This window comes from Lentzea sp. NPDC051213, assembly GCF_044455585.1.
In the GTDB taxonomy this organism is placed as follows: Bacteria; Actinomycetota; Actinomycetes; order Mycobacteriales; family Pseudonocardiaceae; genus Lentzea.
The window spans coordinates 864,856-881,195 of record NZ_JBITEX010000003.1; the positions used below are offsets into that span (position 1 = coordinate 864,856).

Sequence of the window (16,340 nt, forward strand, 5' to 3'; positions counted from 1 at the left end):
TCACGCTTCAGTGCGCCTTGATCAGCGCACTCAGACGACTCGCTTCTTCAGTTTGCGGCGCTCCCTCTCCGAGAGACCGCCCCAGATGCCGAAGCGCTCGTCGTGCTGGAGCGCGTACTCCAGGCACTCCGACCGGACCTCACAGCCCAGGCAGATGCGCTTCGCCTCCCTCGTCGAACCACCCTTTTCGGGGAAGAACGCCTCGGGATCTGTCTGCGCGCAGAGCGCGCGTTCCTGCCAATCTTGCTCGTCGGCGGGGTCGAACAGGTACGACAGCTCGCCCTGTACAACCGGCTGCGCGACGTGATCTTCTTCGAATTCCTGCATTTCGTCCGCCTCCTCGCCTTCCGCTCTCCCCGGTTGGCGGACGCCAGTCGCCGCTCCCACAACGACGAATGACACCGATGTGATTACACCTGCGTCACAGCAGGGGGTCAAGTGGAGTCCACACGTCGGGGGATATTCGCGCGGATGGACTCAAAAACCTTGACGGGTCGCACTGACAGTGATCCACGCGTCGCAACGGGTCCCCGAACGGCCCACGACGCCAGCCGACACGCCACACTGGTGGGGTGAAACGATCAGCGGTGCTCCCCAGTCCACTGTTCCTCGGCCTGCTCGCGGTGACCGCCGCCGGAGCGGCACTCACCCTGCTCGACGGCGGGTTCGCCACCACCACGGGCACCGTCCTCTTCGTGCTCGGCGGCTGGGCAGTGACGCTCTGCCTGCACGAGTTCGGGCACGCCGTCGTCGCCTACAAGGGCGGCGACTTCTCCGTGCGGGACAAGGGATATCTGACCTTGGACATCCGACGCTACACCGACCCGGTGCTCAGTGTCGTGCTGCCGCTGGTACTGCTCGCCTTCGGTGGCATCCCGCTTCCCGGCGGCGCGGTGTGGATCAACCACCACGCCCTGCGATCGAAGAAGATCGAGTCTTTGGTCTCACTCGCCGGTCCGATCTCGAACCTGCTCATCGGCGTGATCCTGGCCGGGATCGTCGCGTTGTTCTCGCCGCCGGCCGCGCTCAGCGCCGCGATTTCGTACCTTGCTTTGTTGCAGGTCTTCGCTTTCGTGCTGAACATCCTGCCGATTCCCGGGCTGGACGGCTGGGGTGTTTTGGAGCCGTTCATGTCGTACCAGGCTCAGCAGTTCGGCGCGAAGGCCAGGCCGTGGGCGCCGCTCGTGCTGTTCGCCGTGCTGATCGGCTTCGCTCAGGTCAGCGCGCTGTTCTTCCAGGCGGCGGCGTCGGTGTTCGAGGCGATCGGCGGCGTGCCGGAGGACGCGGGCGACGGAGCGCGCACCTTCATGTTCTGGCGCTCCCTCTAGGCGGTTCACCGCGCTGTGGAAGCATGGCGCGGCGTGAAGGTCGTAGCACTGGTCGGCGGGGTCGGCGGCGCGAGGTTCCTGCAAGGGCTCAAGGCACTCGGAGCCGATGTCACCGCGGTGGTGAACACCGGCGATGACGTGTGGATGCACGGACTGCGCATCTGTCCGGACCTCGACACCTGCATGTACACGCTGGGCGGTGGCATCGACACGGAGCGCGGCTGGGGCCGCTCCGGGGAGTCGTGGACCGTCAAGGAGGAGCTGGCGGCGTACGGCGCCGAGCCGACGTGGTTCGGGCTCGGTGACCGGGACATCGCCACGCACCTGATCCGCACCCGCATGCTGCGCGCCGGCTACCCGCTGTCGGCCGTCACCGAGGCGCTGTGCGACCGGTGGCAGCCGGGCGTGAAGCTGCTGCCGATGACCGACGACCGGGTGGAGACCCACGTCGTCGTCGACCTGGACGGCGAGCCGAAGGCGATCCACTTCCAGGAGTGGTGGGTCAGGCACCGGGCGGGCGTGCCCGCGCAGTCGTTCGCGTTCGTCGGCGCGGAGACCGCCACCGCCGGACCTGGCGTGCTGGACGCGATCGCCGGGGCGGACGCGGTGATTCTGGCCCCGTCGAACCCCGTGGTGAGCATCGGCACGATCCTGAACGTGCCCGGCGTGCGCGACGCGCTGCGCAAGACCGAGGCCGGCGTCGTCGGCCTGTCGCCGATCATCGGCGGGAAACCGTTGCGAGGCATGGCCGACGCCTGCCTGGACGCGATCGGCGTGGAGACCTCCGCCGAGGCCGTCGGGCGGCTCTACGGCTCCCGCAAGTGCTCCGAAGACGGCATCCTCGACGCGTGGCTGGTGCACACCGGCGACCGCGCCGACGTGCCGGGAGTCGCGGTGCGCGCGGTCCCGCTGCTGATGTCCGATGTGGACGCGACCGCGCAGATGGCCCGGGACGCGCTGGAGCTGGCCGGAGTCGAAGTTGACTGATCACGCCGCTGCCGCTCTGGAGCTGCTCGGGGTACCGGGACTGCCGGAATTCCGGCCCGGCGACGACCTGGCCGGCGCGATCGCCGCGGCCGCGCCCTGGCTGCGCGACGGCGACGTGCTGGTCGTGACGTCCAAGATCCTGTCCAAAGTGGAGGGCAGGCTGGTCCGGGTACCGGCCGACCCGGAGGAACGGGACCGGATCCGGCGCGAGCACGTGGCCGCGGAGTCCGTGCGGGTGCTCGCCCGCAAGATGCGCACGCTGATCACCGAGAACAGGCTCGGCATCGTGCAGGCCGCATCCGGCGTCGACGCCTCGAACGTGGCCGGCGACGAGATCGCGCTGCTCCCGGTCGACCCGGACGGCTCGGCGGCCGCCCTGCGCACGGCCCTGAAGGACCTGCTCGGGGTCGGGGTGGCCGTGGTCGTCACGGACACGATGGGCCGCGCGTGGCGGATCGGGCAGACCGACGCCGCGATCGGCTCGTCCGGCATCCGCGTGTTGCACGACTACGCCGGTGCGGCCGACCAGCACGGCAACGAACTGGCCGTCACGATGGTGGCGATCGCCGACGAGATCGCGGCCGCCGCCGACCTGGTGAAGGGCAAGCTCGGCGGGGTGCCGGTGGCGGTGCTGCGCGGGTTCGACGTGGTGGATGACGGTTCGTCCGCGCGCGACCTGAGCAGGCCGGTCGAGGAGGACCTGTTCTCCCTCGGCACGGAGGAGGCGCTGGCCCAGGGCCGCGCGGAGGCCGTGCTGATGCGCCGGTCCGTGCGGTTCTACGCCGACGCGCCGGTGGATCTGGCTGTGCTGAAACGCGCTGTCGGGGCCGCGTTGACCGCGCCTGCGCCGCACCACACGAAGCCACTGCGGTTCGTCCTGGTGCGGGAGAAGCGCGCCGAGCTGCTGCAGGCCATGCGCGAGCGGTGGGAAGCCGATCTGCGCGGCGACGGGTTCACCGACGAGCAGATCGCGCGCCGGCTGCGGCGGGGCGACCTGCTGGTGGAGGCGCCGGAGGTCGTGGTGCCGTTCCTGGTCCGCGACGGCGCGCACAGCTACCCCGACCCGCGCAGGTCCGAGGCCGAGAAGACGATGTTCACGGTCGCCGGCGGCGCCGCGGTCCAGGGCCTGCTGGTGGCACTGGCCGCCGAGGGCCTCGGCTCGTGCTGGGTGTCGTCGACGATCTTCTGCGCCGACGTGGTGCGCTCCGTGCTGGGCGTGCCGGAGGACTGGGAGCCGCTGGGCGCCGTGGCGGTCGGGCACCCGGCCGAGCCGCTGACGCCCCGTGCGCCGCTGGAAGGACTGATCGAGCTGTGACACTGCACGCCGACGCCGTCTCGACGCTGAGCCGGTTCGTCGGACAGGACGCGCTGAAAGAGGCCTACCTGGGCTTCCTGGCGGCGCGGGAGGACGCCTGCCGCCGATCCTGCGAGCCGGGCCATCTCACGGCCTCAGCGCTCGTTCTGGACGCCACTGCGGAGCACGCGTTGCTGACGCTGCACCCGCGCGTGGGCCGGTGGCTGCAGCTGGGCGGCCATTGCGAGCCCGAGGACGTCTCACTCGCCGCCGCCGCATTGCGCGAGGCCACCGAGGAGTCCGGCATGCGCGGGCTGCGCATCGAGCCGACGCCGATCCACCTCGACGTGCACCCGATCACGTGCTCGCTCGGGAAGCCGACGCGGCACTTCGACGTGCGGTTCCTGGTGCGGGCCCCGGTCGGCGCGCAGCCGGTGAGGTCCGCCGAGTCGGTGGACCTGCAGTGGTGGCCGCTGGACTCGCTGCCCGACAACGTGGACGACCTCCACCCGTTGATCGAGTCGGCGCTGGCGAGATTGCGTTAGACCCTGCGGTAATCACGCGGCGAGAACCTCGGGGCTCGGCGCGGCCGCTTCATGCCCGCCGCTTCCAGGTACCGGACGGCACGATGCCGTTGCGGCGTGTAGGGCTCGAGCAGCTCCATCATCCCGTCGTCGTCCACGGGCGTGCCGGTCAACGCCCAGCCGACGTTCTTCGCGATGTGGTAATCCCCGACGCTCACGGCGTCCGGGTCGCCCCACGACCGTTGCGCCACTTCGGCTGACGTCCACACACCGATCCCGGGCACCTTTTCGAGCAACTCCCGGCTGCGCATCTCGGCCGCCTTCTCCAGCCGGTGCGCGACCTGAGCAGCGTTGATCAACGTGCGGCGGCGGGCTCCGTCGAGGCCGCACTGGTGCCACTCCCAGTCCTGCAGGCTCAGCAACCGCTGCGGCGTCGGCGGAACCTTCAGCGCGAGCGGGCCCGGCGCGGGCTCGCCGAACCGGCGCCCGAGTTCGCGCCACGTCCGGAACGCCTCCGTGCCGGTGACCTTCTGCTCCAGGATCGAGGCGAACAGCAGGTCCCAGACCCGGCCGGTGGCTCCGAGCCGCAGCCCGGGCCGCCGGCGACGAGCCTCGGCGATCACGTCGTGGTGCGCGACGAACTCGTCCACCGGATCATCCGCGCCGAGCAGGGCGGGCAGGCCGTCCAGCAGCCACTGCCCTCCCTCGCCCCACGCCTCGGCTTCGACCGCGATGGTCCGGCGCACGCGCAAGGTGCCGGGACCGCACGGTGTGTTCGCCGCGAACCAGATGCCGCCCTCCGTGCTGAAGGACGGATCACCGGGCCCGCGGCGCAGTGGTCCGAGCACCGCGCCCAGATCGAGTGGGAACGGTGGTGTCCAGGACCTGTCAGACATCCGCGGAGAAGCGCACGCCGGCTTCGGGCAGCACCACGCCCGGCCAGACCCGCGCTCCACCGATCAGCTCGCAGCGCGCCCCGATGACGGCCGAGTCGCCCACCACGGCGTCCCGCAGCACCGCGCCGGCCTGGACCAGCGCGCCGGCACCGACGATCGAGCGCTCCACGACCGCGTTCTCGCCGACGACAGCACCGTCGAACAGGATCGCGCCGTCGAGCACCGCGCCGTCCGCGACCGTGCACCCGGCACCGACCGTGGAGCCACCGCGCACCGACGCACCTGGGTGCACCGAAGCGCCCTCGAGCACCAGGAAGTCGCCCGGCTGCTCGACCGCGGCCGACGGCGCGACGCCGCGCACCAGGTCGGCGGAGCCCTGCACGAACGCCTCCGGCTTGCCGAGGTCGAGCCAGTACGTGGCGTCCACGTGGCCTTGCAGGCGCTTGCCGTCGGCCAGGAGCCCCGGGAACGTCTCGCGCTCCACCGACACCGGGCGACCGGCCGGGATGGCGTCGATCACCTCGCGGCGGAACACGTAGCAACCCGCGTTGATCTGGTCCGTCGGCGGGTTCTCGGTCTTCTCCAGGAACGCCTGCACGCGGCCCTCGTCGTCGGTCGGCACGCAGCCGAACGCCCGCGGGTCCGCGACCTTCACGAGGTGCAGCGTGACATCCGCCTCGTGCTTGCGGTGGGTGTCGACGATCCCCGTCAGGTCGACACCCGACAGGATGTCGCCGTTGAAGACCATCACGTCGGGTTCGCGCAGCTTGTCAGCGACGTTGCGAATGGCCCCGGCCGTGTCGAGCGGAACCTCCTCGACCACGTACTCGAGCTCCAGCCCGAGCCTCGATCCGTCACCGAAGTACTCCTCGAACACCTCGGCCTTGTAGGAGGTCCCGAGCACCACGTGGGTGATCCCGACCTCCTTGATCCGCGACAGGAGGTGTGTCAAAAATGGCACCCCCGCGGTCGGCAACATGGGTTTGGGAGCGGACAGGGTCAGCGGGCGAAGACGGGTGCCCTTGCCCCCGACCAGCACCACAGCTTCGACGCCGTGCACCTTTTTCCTCCTCCGCGTTACAGCGAGCCGTTCGACGGAATACTCTGACACGAAGCAGATCGTCATAAGGGATCTGGTCCCGGCAAGGAGCTAAATCCGACATGGACCCCCGCGACCGGGCCGACGCCATGCTCGCCCGTGCCCGCGCACGTGGGCGGAACATCGTGACGCCGGACAACATGACGTCTCCGATGGACGCGTCCGACACGCAACAGATCCCTCGCTCGCTGGTCAACGCGGTCGACCCGCGGCGTGACCCGGACTCGACGATGATCTTGCAGCCCGCGCAGATGGGCCAGCAGCAACAACAACACCGGCCGCCTCCGCACCGGCCGGGGCACACCCAGCCGCTGCCGGTCATGGATGAGGCGGAAGTCACCCAGGTCGTCCAGCCGGGTGTGATCCCGACCGTGTCGAACCATCAGCAGACCAGGTCGTCGCTCTCGCAGCGACTCAGCGGAGACGTGGGCTAGGAGCCCGCCCAGGCCCGCCACACGGTGCGGCGGGCCACCGTGGAACGTGTACCGATCATCAGCCGCTGAACGACCGTCACCGGCATCCTGAGCAGCACCTCGCCGAACACCCGCAACCGCAACCCGATCCGGAAGTTCGCGGCCTTCGGCACGTCCTTGCGCACCGGCAGCAACGCCGTGATCACCAAAAACCGCACCAACTCGCGCACCGCGACGGACAAAGGCGCACAGCGCCACAGCATCAGCAAACGGTTGCGCTCGTTCCACCGGTGGAACTGCGCCGAGCCCGGCCGCGTGCTGGCGCCGTGCCGATGCCGCACCCGCGCCGGCCCGACCGAGACCACCCGGTGGCCGGCCAGCCGCAACCGCCAGGCCGTGTCGGTGTCCTCGTAGTAACAGAAGTAGCTCGCGGGCACGCCACCGGCGGAGCGCAGCTCCGCGGTCCGCAGCAACGCGGCACCGCCGCAGAAGCCGAACACCTCGCGCCCGGCGAGCACGACGTCCTTGCCGTGGCCGTCCGCCGTGAGCGCCACGCCGACGGACTGCGTCGAGCCGTCGGTGAGCAGGATCGACGACGTGGCCGCGGCCGCGCCGGGATCGGCCTCCAGCGCGTTCTCCAGCTCGGTCAGCCAGGACGGGTCGGGCACCGCGTCGTCGTTGAGCCACGCCACGTACGGCGTCTCCACGCGGTCCAGCACGGCGGCGAGCCCACCCGCGTAACCGCGGTTGCGCGGCAACCGCACGACCTCGTGCTCGCCGATGTGTGCACTGATCAGCTCGGCCGTGCCGTCGTCGGAGGCGTTGTCGACGATGATCGTCCTATGTGGACTCTTCTGGGCCGAGAGGGCGTCCAGGCACGCCGTGATGTGGTCACGGCCGCGCCACGTCACGACCACCACGGTGCTAAGTGCCGACACGGCGTGAGACGGTACGCGACGTGCCCGAGCTCGTAGTGCTGACCGAGCAACTCAACGCCCCCGTCCCCGGCGGCACCGGCCGCTACACGGCCGAGCTGCTCAGGGCGTTGACCGAGACCGCGCCGGACGGCTGGTCGGTGACCACCGCGGCGACCGCCAACGCGAACCGCGTGATCAGGGTGCCGAGACGGGTGCTGGTGGCGTTGTGGGAACGGGGTTTGCCGCCGAAGCTCGGCCCGCACGTGCACGCTCCCACGCCGCTCGCCCCGCTGCCGGGCGCGGTCGTGACGGTGCACGACGTGGTGCCGTGGACGCATCCCGAGACGCTGACTCCGCGCGGCGTCGCCTGGCACCGCAAGGTGATCGCGAAGGCCGCCACCGAGGCACGCGCGCTGGTCGTGCCCACGCAGGCCGTCGCGGACCAGCTGCACGACCACGTGCAGGTGCGGGTTCCGGTGCACGTTGTGCCGAACGGCGTCACCAGGCTCGTCGGCGAGAAACCCGCTGATCTTCCTGACCGCTATGTGCTCGCGATCGGCACGATCGAGCCGCGCAAGGGCTTCGAGCTCTTGGTCCGCGCGACCGAACGGCTGCGCGTCCCGCTGGTCGTGATCGGCCCGCAGGGCTGGGGCGGTGTTGATCTGCGGGCAGCGCACGTGACGTTGCTGGGCAAGGTTTCCGATGGCCGGCTCGCCGACGTGCTGGCCGGCGCGACGGTGCTCGCCGCGCCCAGCCTGGCCGAGGGTTTCGGGCTGCCGGTGCTGGAGGCGATGGCCGCCGGCGTGCCGGTCGTGCACTCCGACGACCCGGCTCTGGTGGAGGTCGGTGGCGGCGCCGGCACCGTCGTCCGGCGCGGAGATCTGGCCTCTTTGACGGAAGGTCTGCGGGCCGTGCTGACTGATCCTCATCACACCGTCGAGGCCGGGATCACCCGCGCGAGTGAGTTCACCTGGGAAAAGACTGCGCTGGGTGTCTGGGATACACACGGTTAACGAGCATGTTGGTGCATTCCTGCTAACCGCGTATGCGAATGACATTACGCTTGCGGATCGTGTCCACCGTCGAACCCAGCGTGCTGATCGACGCCACCGCGATCCCCGCAGACCGTGGTGGCGTCGGCCGATATGTGGACTCCCTCGTCGCTGCTCTGGATGCCGACGGGACGAAGCTCTCGGTCGTGTGTCAGCCGCGCGACGACGAACTGTTCTCCAAGCTCGCCCCGAATGCCCGCGTGGTGCGGGCCGCCGACGCCGTCGCCACCAGGACGGCGCGCCTGGCCTGGGAACAGACCACGTTGCCGCGGCTGGTGCGGACACTGGGCATCGACGTCGTGCACTCGCCGCACTACACACTCCCGTTGGCCAGCAAGGCCGCCTCGGTCGTGACGCTGCACGACGCCACGTTCTTCACCGACCCGGTGCTGCACTCGTCGGTGAAGGCGCGCTTCTTCCGCACGTGGACACGTGCCTCGCTGAAGCGCGCGGAGCTCTGTGTGGTGCCGTCGCAGGCCACGGCAGACGAACTGGTGCGCGTCGCCGGTGCCGAACGCCGCGTGCTGCACATCGCGCAGCACGGCGTCGACACCGAGCGGTTCCACCCGCCGTCGCCGGACGAGATCATCGCGGTGCGGCGGACGTTGTCGCTGGGTGACCTGCCCTACGTGGCGTTCCTGGGTGCGCTGGAGCCGCGCAAGAACGTCCCGGCGCTGATCCGCGGTTTCGCCCAGGCGATGGTCGGCCGCGCGAACCCGCCCGCACTGGTCCTCGCCGGCCAGCCCGGCTGGGACGGCCAGGTCGAGCGGGCGCTCGACTCGGTGCCGCACCGGATCCGGGTGATCAGGGCGGGCTACCTGCCGTTCGAGCAGCTCGCCGGGTTCCTGGGCGGCGCCGAGATGGTCGCCTACCCGTCGCTCGGCGAGGGCTTCGGCCTGCCGGTGCTGGAGGCCATGGCGTGCGGCGCCTGCGTGCTCACCACCCGAAGACTGTCGCTGCCGGAGGTCGGTGGCGAGGCCGTCGCCTACTGCGGTGTCGGAGCGGGTGACATCGCGGCCGCGATCGCCGATCTGCTGGACGACCCGGCCCGCCGTTCGGCGCTGGCAGCCTCCGGTCAGCAGCGCGCGAAGGACTTCTCGTGGGCGGTCAGCGCTGATCGTCACCGGCTGGCCTACGACCGCGCGGCTCTGGTGCGCCGCCGCCGGTGAATCGGGCACCACTACTGTGTCGCCCGTGAACTACGGCGACGGACTTGGTGTCGTGACGGTCACGTACTCGCCGGGCGAGACGCTGGCACCGTTCGTGGACACCCTCGCGAAGGCGACCACCCGCGACACACGGGTGATCCTCGCCGACAACGGCTCCACCGACGGCGTGCCGGAGCAGGTGGCGGCCGAACGCGAGCACGTCACGTTCCTGTCCACCGGCGGCAACCTCGGCTACGGCGGTGGCGCGAACCGCGGCGTCGCGGCGCTCGGCCAGGACGTCGGCTGGATCCTGATCTCCAACCCCGACATCGAGTTCGGGCCTGGCAGCGTCGACGCGCTGATCGAGGCCGCTTCGCGCTGGCCGCGCGGTGGCATGTTCGGCCCGCTGATCCGCGAGCCCAGCGGCGAGGTGTACCCGTCGGCCCGGCTGCTGCCGTCCGTCGGCCGCGGCGTCGGGCACGCGCTGTTCGCCAAGGTGTGGCCGGCGAACCCGTGGACGAAGGCCTACCGGCAGGAGAAGGCACCGGCCGAGCGCACCGCCGGGTGGCTGTCCGGCAGCTGCTTCCTGATGCGGCGCGAGGCGTTCGACTCGGTGAACGGGTTCGACGAGCGCTACTTCATGTACTTCGAGGACGTCGACCTCGGCGACCGGGTCGCGCAGGCCGGCTGGCAGAACGTCTACGTGCCGGACGCCGAGGTCACGCACATCGGTGGCCACTCCACCGCGCGGTCCTCCGACCGGATGCTGCGCGAGCACCACCTCAGCGCCTACCGGTACCTGGCGGACCGGCACCAGGGCGTGCTGTGGGCGCCGTTCCGGTTGCTGGTGAAGGCGGGTCTCACGGTGCGGGTGAAGCTCCTCACCCGGCGCTGACGTGTCGCGCAGCCGCAAGCCCCGCCTGATCCACGAGCCGGACCGCTCGCCGATGCCGAAGCGGACGGCCTGGCTGCTCATCGCGGGTGGCCTGGTCGTGCTGGCGATCGGCGTCGGGCTCGGCATCACCCTGACCACCGGGCTGCTGTTCGTCGGACTGCTCGGCAGCCTCGCGTACGTCCTCGGCGTCAGCGGTCTCGCCGAGCGCAAGTGGATCCTGCTGCCCGCGTTCGTCGTCGGCGTCGCGGCACCGTTCGTGCTGACGTTCGGCGTGCACAGCGTGCTGATGCAGCGGATCGGGCAGGTCGAGCACTGCACGGTCACGCAGGCCACGGAGCACAAGTTCGCCAAGAACCCGTCGGTCGACTACGTGCTGGCGTGCCCGAGCGGTGAGGTCGAACTGACCCGCGACTGGGACGAGCGCCTCCTGATCCAGGAGGCAGACGTGCTGGTGGGTCCGCCCCTGGAGCCGATGTTCGCGGACGGCACCCGATGGAACCTCCTGCTGGTCACAAGCGTCCCCGTGATGATGATGCTTCTCATTCCAGTCGCCAGAGCGCTCAGGAGAGCGCCGTGAGGCGGCCCGCCCCGCTGATCGTGATCGGGCTCGTCGCGATCGCCGCCGCGGTCGTGCTGGGCGCCGTCGTACCGGAGCCCTACCAGCTCGCGGTGCTGATCCCGTGCGGTCTGCTGTCGCTCGCGTTCGCGTGGGGCATCGGCAAGCTCGGTCCCGCGTGGCTGGTGCTGCCCGCGTTCATGATCGTGATTCCCGGCACGGCGGTGCTGGTGAGCGACGGTCACCGGGCGTTGATGGACCTCGTCGGCACACCGGAGCCGTGCGTGATCAGTTCGGTCGAGGACCTCCCCCGGCAGGACAACCCGGCCTTCACGCACCACGTGGCCTGCCAGGACGGCGCGGAGCTGCGGATCGTCGTGCTGGGCGAGCAGGACAAGAAGATGCAGCCTGGTCCGACGACCGTGCTGCGCCATCCGCTGATGCGGCCGTTGCTCGCCGAACGCAACGACTGGTCCGTCGAGTGGGTCTTCGGTGTGCCGCTGGCGATCGTGCTGCTGCTGATCTGTGCAACCACACTGCGGGCGCGCAGAGTGATGAGGCAGGCTTAGCGCGTGGATCGAGCCTCACTGCCCGTCGTCTCCGTCGTCGTCGTCAACTACCGCGGCGCGGACGACACCGTCACCTGCGTGCGCGGCCTGGCCGAGGTGGACTACCCCGCCGAGTTGCTGCAGGTGATCGTCGTCGACAACGAGTCGCACGACACCGCACGGCTCAAGGCGGAGCTGCCGGGCGCGAAGATCGTCCCGTCGGCGGGGAACCTCGGTTTCGCCGGTGGCTGCAACCTCGGCGTCGAGTACGCCACGGGTGACGTGCTCGCGTTCCTCAACAACGACGCGCGGCCGGACCGGAACTGGATCAAGGCCGCGATCAAGGTCTTCCACGCCGAGCCGACGGTCGGCTCGGTCGCGAGCAAGGTGCTCGACTGGGACGGCAACAAGATCGACTTCGTCGACGGTGGGCTCACCTGGTTCGGCATGGGCTACAAGCGCCACGTCGGCACGGTCGACGACGGCAGCCACGACGCCCCGCGCGATGTGATGTTCGGCACCGGGTCGGCGCTGTTCGTGCGGACCGCGCTGTACCGCGAGCTCGGCGGGTTCGACGAGCGGTTCTTCATGTTCTACGAGGACGTCGACCTCGGGTGGCGGCTGAACCTGCGCGGCTGGCGGGTGCGCTACGAGCCCGCGTCGCTCACGTTCCACCGCCACCACGGCTCGATGAGCTCGATCGACCACAGCCGCGAGCTGTACCTGCTGGAGCGCAACGCCCTCGCGACGCTCTACAAGAACTTCTCCGACGAGACGCTCGCGCGTGTGCTGCCCGCGGCCCTGGCTCTGGTGGTGCGCAGGGCCACCGCGCGCGGCGAGATCGACCCGACGCAGCTTGAGATCACCAAGCGGCCCGCGGACCCGGCTGCGGACAAGGCACCGGTCGAGATGCCGCGGCAGTCGCTCGCCGGGTTCCTCGCGATCGACCAGTTCGTCGAGATGATGCCTTCGCTGGCCGAGTCGCGCCGCGTCGAGCAGGCATCGCGGCGGATGTCGGACACCGACCTGGTTCCGTTGATGCGCAAGGCGTTGGAGCCCGCGTACGACATCGGTCGCTACATCGTGGCGCACGACATCCTGGTCGAGGCGCTCGGCATCGACGAGGTGTTCGGCAAGCCGCGCAAGATCCTGGTGATCACCGGTGACGCGATCTCCGAGCGGATGGCCGGTCCGGCGATCCGCGCGTGGCACATGGCGGACGTGCTGTCCGGCGAGCACACCGTGCGGCTGATCACGACGAACCCGTTGTGCGACCCGCCGGACGCGCCGTTCGTCGTCGAGGGCGTGAAGCAGAAGCAGCTGCCCGAGAACGTGCGGTGGGCGGACGTGATCGTGTTGCAGGGCCACGCGCTGGAGATGGCGAGCGAGCTCAAGCAGCCGGGCTCCACCAAGATCGTGGTCTGCGACATCTACGACCCGATGCACCTGGAGCTGCTGGAGCAGGGCAAGGACGACAGCGACGAGAAGCGCGCCGCCGACCTCAAGAGCGTCACGCGGGTGCTGACCAACCAGCTCGAGCGCGGCGACTTCTTCCTGTGCGCGTCGGAACGGCAGCGGCACTTCTGGCTGGGCCACCTGGCCGCGCTGGGGCGGCTCACGCCCACGTTGTACGACAACGACCCGACGACGCAGTCGCTGCTCGGCATCGTCCCCTTCGGACTGTCGGGCAAGCCGCCGCAGCGCACCGGCCCGGCGATCAAGGGCGTGGTGCCGGGCGTCACCGACGCCGACAAGGTCGTGATCTGGGCCGGCGGCGTGTACAGCTGGTTCGACCCGCTGACGCTGATCCGCGCGATGGACCACCTGCGGCAGCGGCAGCCGTCCGCGAAGCTGTACTTCCTCGGCATGAAGCACCCGAACCCCGAGGTGCCGGACATGGACATCGCCGGCCAGACACGCGGGTTGTCCGCGTCGTTGGGGCTGACCGGCGAGCACGTGTTCTTCAACGACGGGTGGGTGCCCTACACCGAGCGGCAGAACTGGCTGCTCGACGCGAACTGCGGCGTCACCACGCACTACGAGCACGTCGAGACCACGTTCGCGTTCCGCACGCGTGTGCTCGACTACCTGTGGGCCGCGCTGCCGATCGTCACCACGTCCGGCGACTCGTTCGCGGACCTGGTGGAGCGGGAAGGTTTGGGCGTCGTCGTGCCGCCGGAGGACCCGGAGGCACTGGCCGACGCACTGGAGAAGGTGCTCTACGACGAGGAGTTCGCGGCCGCGTGCCGTGAGCGCATCGCCGTCGTCCGCGAACGGTTCACCTGGGAGACGGCGCTCGCGCCGCTGGCGGAGTTCTGCCGCAACCCCAGGCCTGCCGCGGACCGTCTGCCCGGCTCGGCTCCCATGGTGCGCACGCCGGGGCTGAGCAAGGCGGACAAGGTGAAGCGGGATCTGCGGCTGGTGCGCGAGTACCTGGACGCGGGTGGCCCGTCCGAGTTGGCCAAGCGGGCGACGGGGCGTCTGCGCAAAATCGCGCGTGGTGGCAAGCATGGCTAGATCCCCGAAACCTCTGTCCGTACTGCTCGACGGCACACCTCTGCTGGGAAACCGCACCGGAATCGGCCGCTACACCGCGGCGCTGGCCGAAGAGCTGGCCTCCATGCCGGAGGAGGCGAACGTGCGGGCGGTGGCGTTCACCCTGCGCGGCTGGCGCGCGTTGCGGACGATCCTGCCGCACGACGTCACCGCGCGCGGCCTGCCCGTCGCGGCCCGCGCGCTGCGCCAGATGTGGCTGCGCGCCCCGTTCCCCCCGGTCGAGCTGCTGGCCGGCTTCTCCGACGTCATGCACGCCACGAACTTCGTGCTGCCGCCGACGATCCGCGCCGGTCGCGTCGTGACGATCCACGACCTGGCGTTCCTGGACAACCCCGGCGACCTGCCGCCGTCCGACCGCCGCCTGCCGGAGCTGGTGCGGCTGTCGGCCTCACGTGCGGACGTGATCTGCACGCCGACCGCGGCCGTTGCCGCCGTGGTGGCCGACCGGTTCGCGGTGCCGCTGGAGAAGATCGTCGTGACGCCGCTCGGCGTCGACCCGATCTGGTTCGCCGCGCGCCCGCCCTCCCCCGCCCTGCGCGGCCGGTTGGGCCTGCCGTCGGAGTACCTGCTGTTCGTCGGCGCGGACGGCCCGCGCAAGGGCCTCGAGTACCTGATCAAGGCACACGCGTCCGACCCGGAGCTGCCGCCACTGGTGATCGTCGGCCCCGGCCGGTCCGGTGTGGACGGCCGGGTGCTGCGGACCGGGTACCTGTCGGACGTGCACCTGCGGGCCGTGGTGGCCGGGGCCACCGCGCTGGTGATGCCGTCGCGGGACGAGGGCTTCGGGCTGCCGGTGCTGGAAGCGTTGGCGTGCAACGTTCCTGTCGTGTGTTCGGACGTGCCCGCCTTGCGCGAGGTCGCGGGCGGGCACGCGTTGCACGTGCCGGTCGGCGACGTGGAGGCACTGGCCGAGGCACTGGCCCAGGCCGTTGCGGCGCCGACGACTCCTGAAGCTCAGGCGGAGCGGCGTGCTTATGCGTCGGGGTTCACCTGGCGGCGGTGTGCGGAACTGACGATCGGTGCGTACCGGCAGAGCCGTGCGTGACCTGTAGGGCGTCAGGAAAACCTGACGCCCCAACAGCTTCACCGAGAATGCGGCCTCGGCGACAACCTGTCGAGCTGACTCATCGACACCTGCCGCGAGCCCGTGACAACAGCAACGCATTTCAGGAAGCGCTGCCGATCAGAATCCGTTGTCGCGGGACGCTGAGGTTTGCGCCCGGAATCGAACATGCGGAACAGGTTCTCGTACTTGAAACGGCCGTGCCAGACCGGTCACCCCAATGGCGCAGCACCGGTACGGGGAGCTACCACGCCCGCGCGGAATGCCTCCGAAAGGGCGCTTCGCCACTGCGGCAACGGACGTAGTCCCGCTGCTGCCCACGCCGCGCCCGACAGCACCGAGTAGGCAGGTCGCGGGGCCGGTCGCGGGAAATCCGCCGTCGTGCAGGGCTGCACGCGCGCCGGATCGGCGCCCAGTTCCTCGAAAATCGCCTGCGCGAAACGGAACCACGTCGTCTCGCCACCGCCGGTGGCGTGCAGCAGCCGTTGCTCGGGCAGAACTGAAACCAGTTCCAGCAGACCGGCCGCGAGGTCGCGCGACCACGTAGGCGCGCCGCGCTGGTCGTCCACAACGGACAGGGTGGGCCGCGAGGATTCCAGCGCTGCCATGGTCTTCACGAAGTTCGAGCCGCCGGCGCCGTACACCCACGAGGTGCGCACGACCCAGCCGCCCGCCTCCAGCACCCGGCGCTCGCCTTCGAGCTTCGTGCGGCCGTAAGCGGACTTCGGGCCGACCGGGTCGGACGGCTCGTAAGGCCGCGTGCCCTCACCGGAGAACACGTAGTCCGTCGACACCTGGATCATCGGAATTCCGATGGAGGCACACGCTTCGGCCAGCAGACCGGGCCCCACGGCGTTGACGGCGAACGCCCGCTCCTCGTCCGTCTCCGCCGCGTCCACCGCGGTGTAGGCGGCGCAGTTGATCACTGCGGAGGCACCGGCGAGATCAGCGGCGGTCACCTGGGTCACGTCGAGCTCGGCGGACGACACCGCACGGACGTCAGCGGACAGCGCGGCGAGGTCGTGGCCGAGCTGGCCACGACCACCTGGAACGAGGATCAACGC

At 70.3% G+C, this 16,340-nt stretch carries 17 protein-coding genes; 12 read left to right on the forward strand and 5 right to left on the reverse strand.

The features are described 5' to 3' along the window. Positions 1–30: 30 nt before the first annotated feature. Positions 31–327 carry a WhiB family transcriptional regulator gene (locus ACIA8G_RS17075; RefSeq protein ID WP_396419676.1) on the reverse strand — a complete coding sequence of 99 codons (297 nt, stop codon included), beginning with the start codon at positions 325–327 and terminating at the stop codon, positions 31–33. Between the two features lie 245 nt (positions 328–572). Between ACIA8G_RS17075 and ACIA8G_RS17080 the strand changes: the two genes are divergently transcribed. The 4 genes from ACIA8G_RS17080 to ACIA8G_RS17095 are packed head-to-tail and all read left to right on the forward strand — an operon-like array spanning position 573 to position 4,154. Continuing rightward, positions 573–1,328, forward strand: coding sequence for a site-2 protease family protein (locus ACIA8G_RS17080; protein WP_396419431.1), 756 nt, complete (start codon positions 573–575; stop codon positions 1,326–1,328). Between the two features lie 33 nt (positions 1,329–1,361). After that, entirely contained in the window at positions 1,362–2,315 is a 954-nt protein-coding gene (cofD, locus tag ACIA8G_RS17085) for a 2-phospho-L-lactate transferase (RefSeq protein WP_396419432.1), read from the forward strand. Next, on the forward strand, positions 2,308–3,630 hold the full coding sequence (locus ACIA8G_RS17090) for a coenzyme F420-0:L-glutamate ligase (RefSeq protein ID WP_396419433.1): 1,323 nt from the start codon (positions 2,308–2,310) through the stop codon (positions 3,628–3,630). The genes cofD and ACIA8G_RS17090 overlap by 8 nt, the downstream gene beginning before the upstream one ends. After that, positions 3,627–4,154 carry an NUDIX hydrolase gene (locus tag ACIA8G_RS17095; protein ID WP_396419434.1) on the forward strand — a complete coding sequence of 176 codons (528 nt, stop codon included), beginning with the start codon at positions 3,627–3,629 and terminating at the stop codon, positions 4,152–4,154. The genes ACIA8G_RS17090 and ACIA8G_RS17095 overlap by 4 nt, the downstream gene beginning before the upstream one ends. Here the strand turns inward: ACIA8G_RS17095 and ACIA8G_RS17100 are convergent. Continuing rightward, positions 4,151–5,029 (reverse strand): DNA-3-methyladenine glycosylase family protein, encoded by an 879-nt coding sequence (locus tag ACIA8G_RS17100; RefSeq protein WP_396419435.1) that lies wholly within the window; start codon positions 5,027–5,029, stop codon positions 4,151–4,153. The genes ACIA8G_RS17095 and ACIA8G_RS17100 overlap by 4 nt on opposite strands. Next, positions 5,022–6,089 carry a sugar phosphate nucleotidyltransferase gene (locus ACIA8G_RS17105; protein ID WP_396419436.1) on the reverse strand — a complete coding sequence of 356 codons (1,068 nt, stop codon included), beginning with the start codon at positions 6,087–6,089 and terminating at the stop codon, positions 5,022–5,024. Before ACIA8G_RS17105 ends, ACIA8G_RS17100 begins: the two co-directional genes overlap by 8 nt. A 101-nt stretch (positions 6,090–6,190) precedes the next feature. On the opposite strand from ACIA8G_RS17105, the gene ACIA8G_RS17110 reads away from it, so the two are divergent. Next, complete coding sequence (locus ACIA8G_RS17110) at positions 6,191–6,562, forward strand: hypothetical protein (protein WP_396419437.1); 372 nt, start codon at positions 6,191–6,193, stop codon at positions 6,560–6,562. On the opposite strand, the gene ACIA8G_RS17115 is transcribed toward ACIA8G_RS17110, so the two are convergent. Then, entirely contained in the window at positions 6,559–7,479 is a 921-nt protein-coding gene (locus ACIA8G_RS17115; protein ID WP_396419438.1) for a glycosyltransferase family 2 protein, read from the reverse strand. The genes ACIA8G_RS17110 and ACIA8G_RS17115 overlap by 4 nt on opposite strands. Before the next feature lie 20 nt (positions 7,480–7,499). On the opposite strand from ACIA8G_RS17115, the gene ACIA8G_RS17120 reads away from it, so the two are divergent. The 7 genes from ACIA8G_RS17120 to ACIA8G_RS17150 all read left to right on the forward strand — a co-directional run bounded on the left by ACIA8G_RS17120 (position 7,500) and on the right by ACIA8G_RS17150 (position 15,258). Next, positions 7,500–8,471, forward strand: coding sequence for a glycosyltransferase family 4 protein (locus ACIA8G_RS17120; protein WP_396419439.1), 972 nt, complete (start codon positions 7,500–7,502; stop codon positions 8,469–8,471). Positions 8,472–8,551: 80 nt separating this feature from the next. Continuing rightward, on the forward strand, positions 8,552–9,679 hold the full coding sequence (locus ACIA8G_RS17125; RefSeq protein ID WP_396419677.1) for a glycosyltransferase family 4 protein: 1,128 nt from the start codon (positions 8,552–8,554) through the stop codon (positions 9,677–9,679). A gap of 16 nt (positions 9,680–9,695) precedes the next feature. Next, positions 9,696–10,553, forward strand: a complete 858-nt coding sequence (locus ACIA8G_RS17130; protein WP_396419440.1) for a glycosyltransferase family 2 protein — start codon at positions 9,696–9,698, stop codon at positions 10,551–10,553. A gap of 1 nt (position 10,554) precedes the next feature. Next, positions 10,555–11,130: a hypothetical protein gene (locus ACIA8G_RS17135; protein ID WP_396419441.1), complete on the forward strand. Its 576-nt coding sequence runs from the start codon at positions 10,555–10,557 to the stop codon at positions 11,128–11,130. Further along, positions 11,127–11,678, forward strand: a complete 552-nt coding sequence (locus ACIA8G_RS17140; protein ID WP_396419442.1) for a hypothetical protein — start codon at positions 11,127–11,129, stop codon at positions 11,676–11,678. The genes ACIA8G_RS17135 and ACIA8G_RS17140 overlap by 4 nt, the downstream gene beginning before the upstream one ends. Before the next feature lie 3 nt (positions 11,679–11,681). After that, on the forward strand, positions 11,682–14,174 hold the full coding sequence (locus ACIA8G_RS17145) for a glycosyltransferase (RefSeq protein ID WP_396419443.1): 2,493 nt from the start codon (positions 11,682–11,684) through the stop codon (positions 14,172–14,174). Next, the gene (locus ACIA8G_RS17150; protein WP_396419444.1) at positions 14,167–15,258 is read left to right on the forward strand and encodes a glycosyltransferase family 4 protein; all 1,092 of its coding nucleotides are present in this window, start codon (positions 14,167–14,169) and stop codon (positions 15,256–15,258) included. The genes ACIA8G_RS17145 and ACIA8G_RS17150 overlap by 8 nt, the downstream gene beginning before the upstream one ends. 230 nt (positions 15,259–15,488) lie before the next feature. Here ACIA8G_RS17150 and rfbD read toward each other — a convergent pair whose 3' ends face one another. Then, positions 15,489–16,337 carry a dTDP-4-dehydrorhamnose reductase gene (rfbD, locus tag ACIA8G_RS17155; RefSeq protein ID WP_396419445.1) on the reverse strand — a complete coding sequence of 283 codons (849 nt, stop codon included), beginning with the start codon at positions 16,335–16,337 and terminating at the stop codon, positions 15,489–15,491. Between the last annotated feature and the right edge of the window lie 3 nt (positions 16,338–16,340).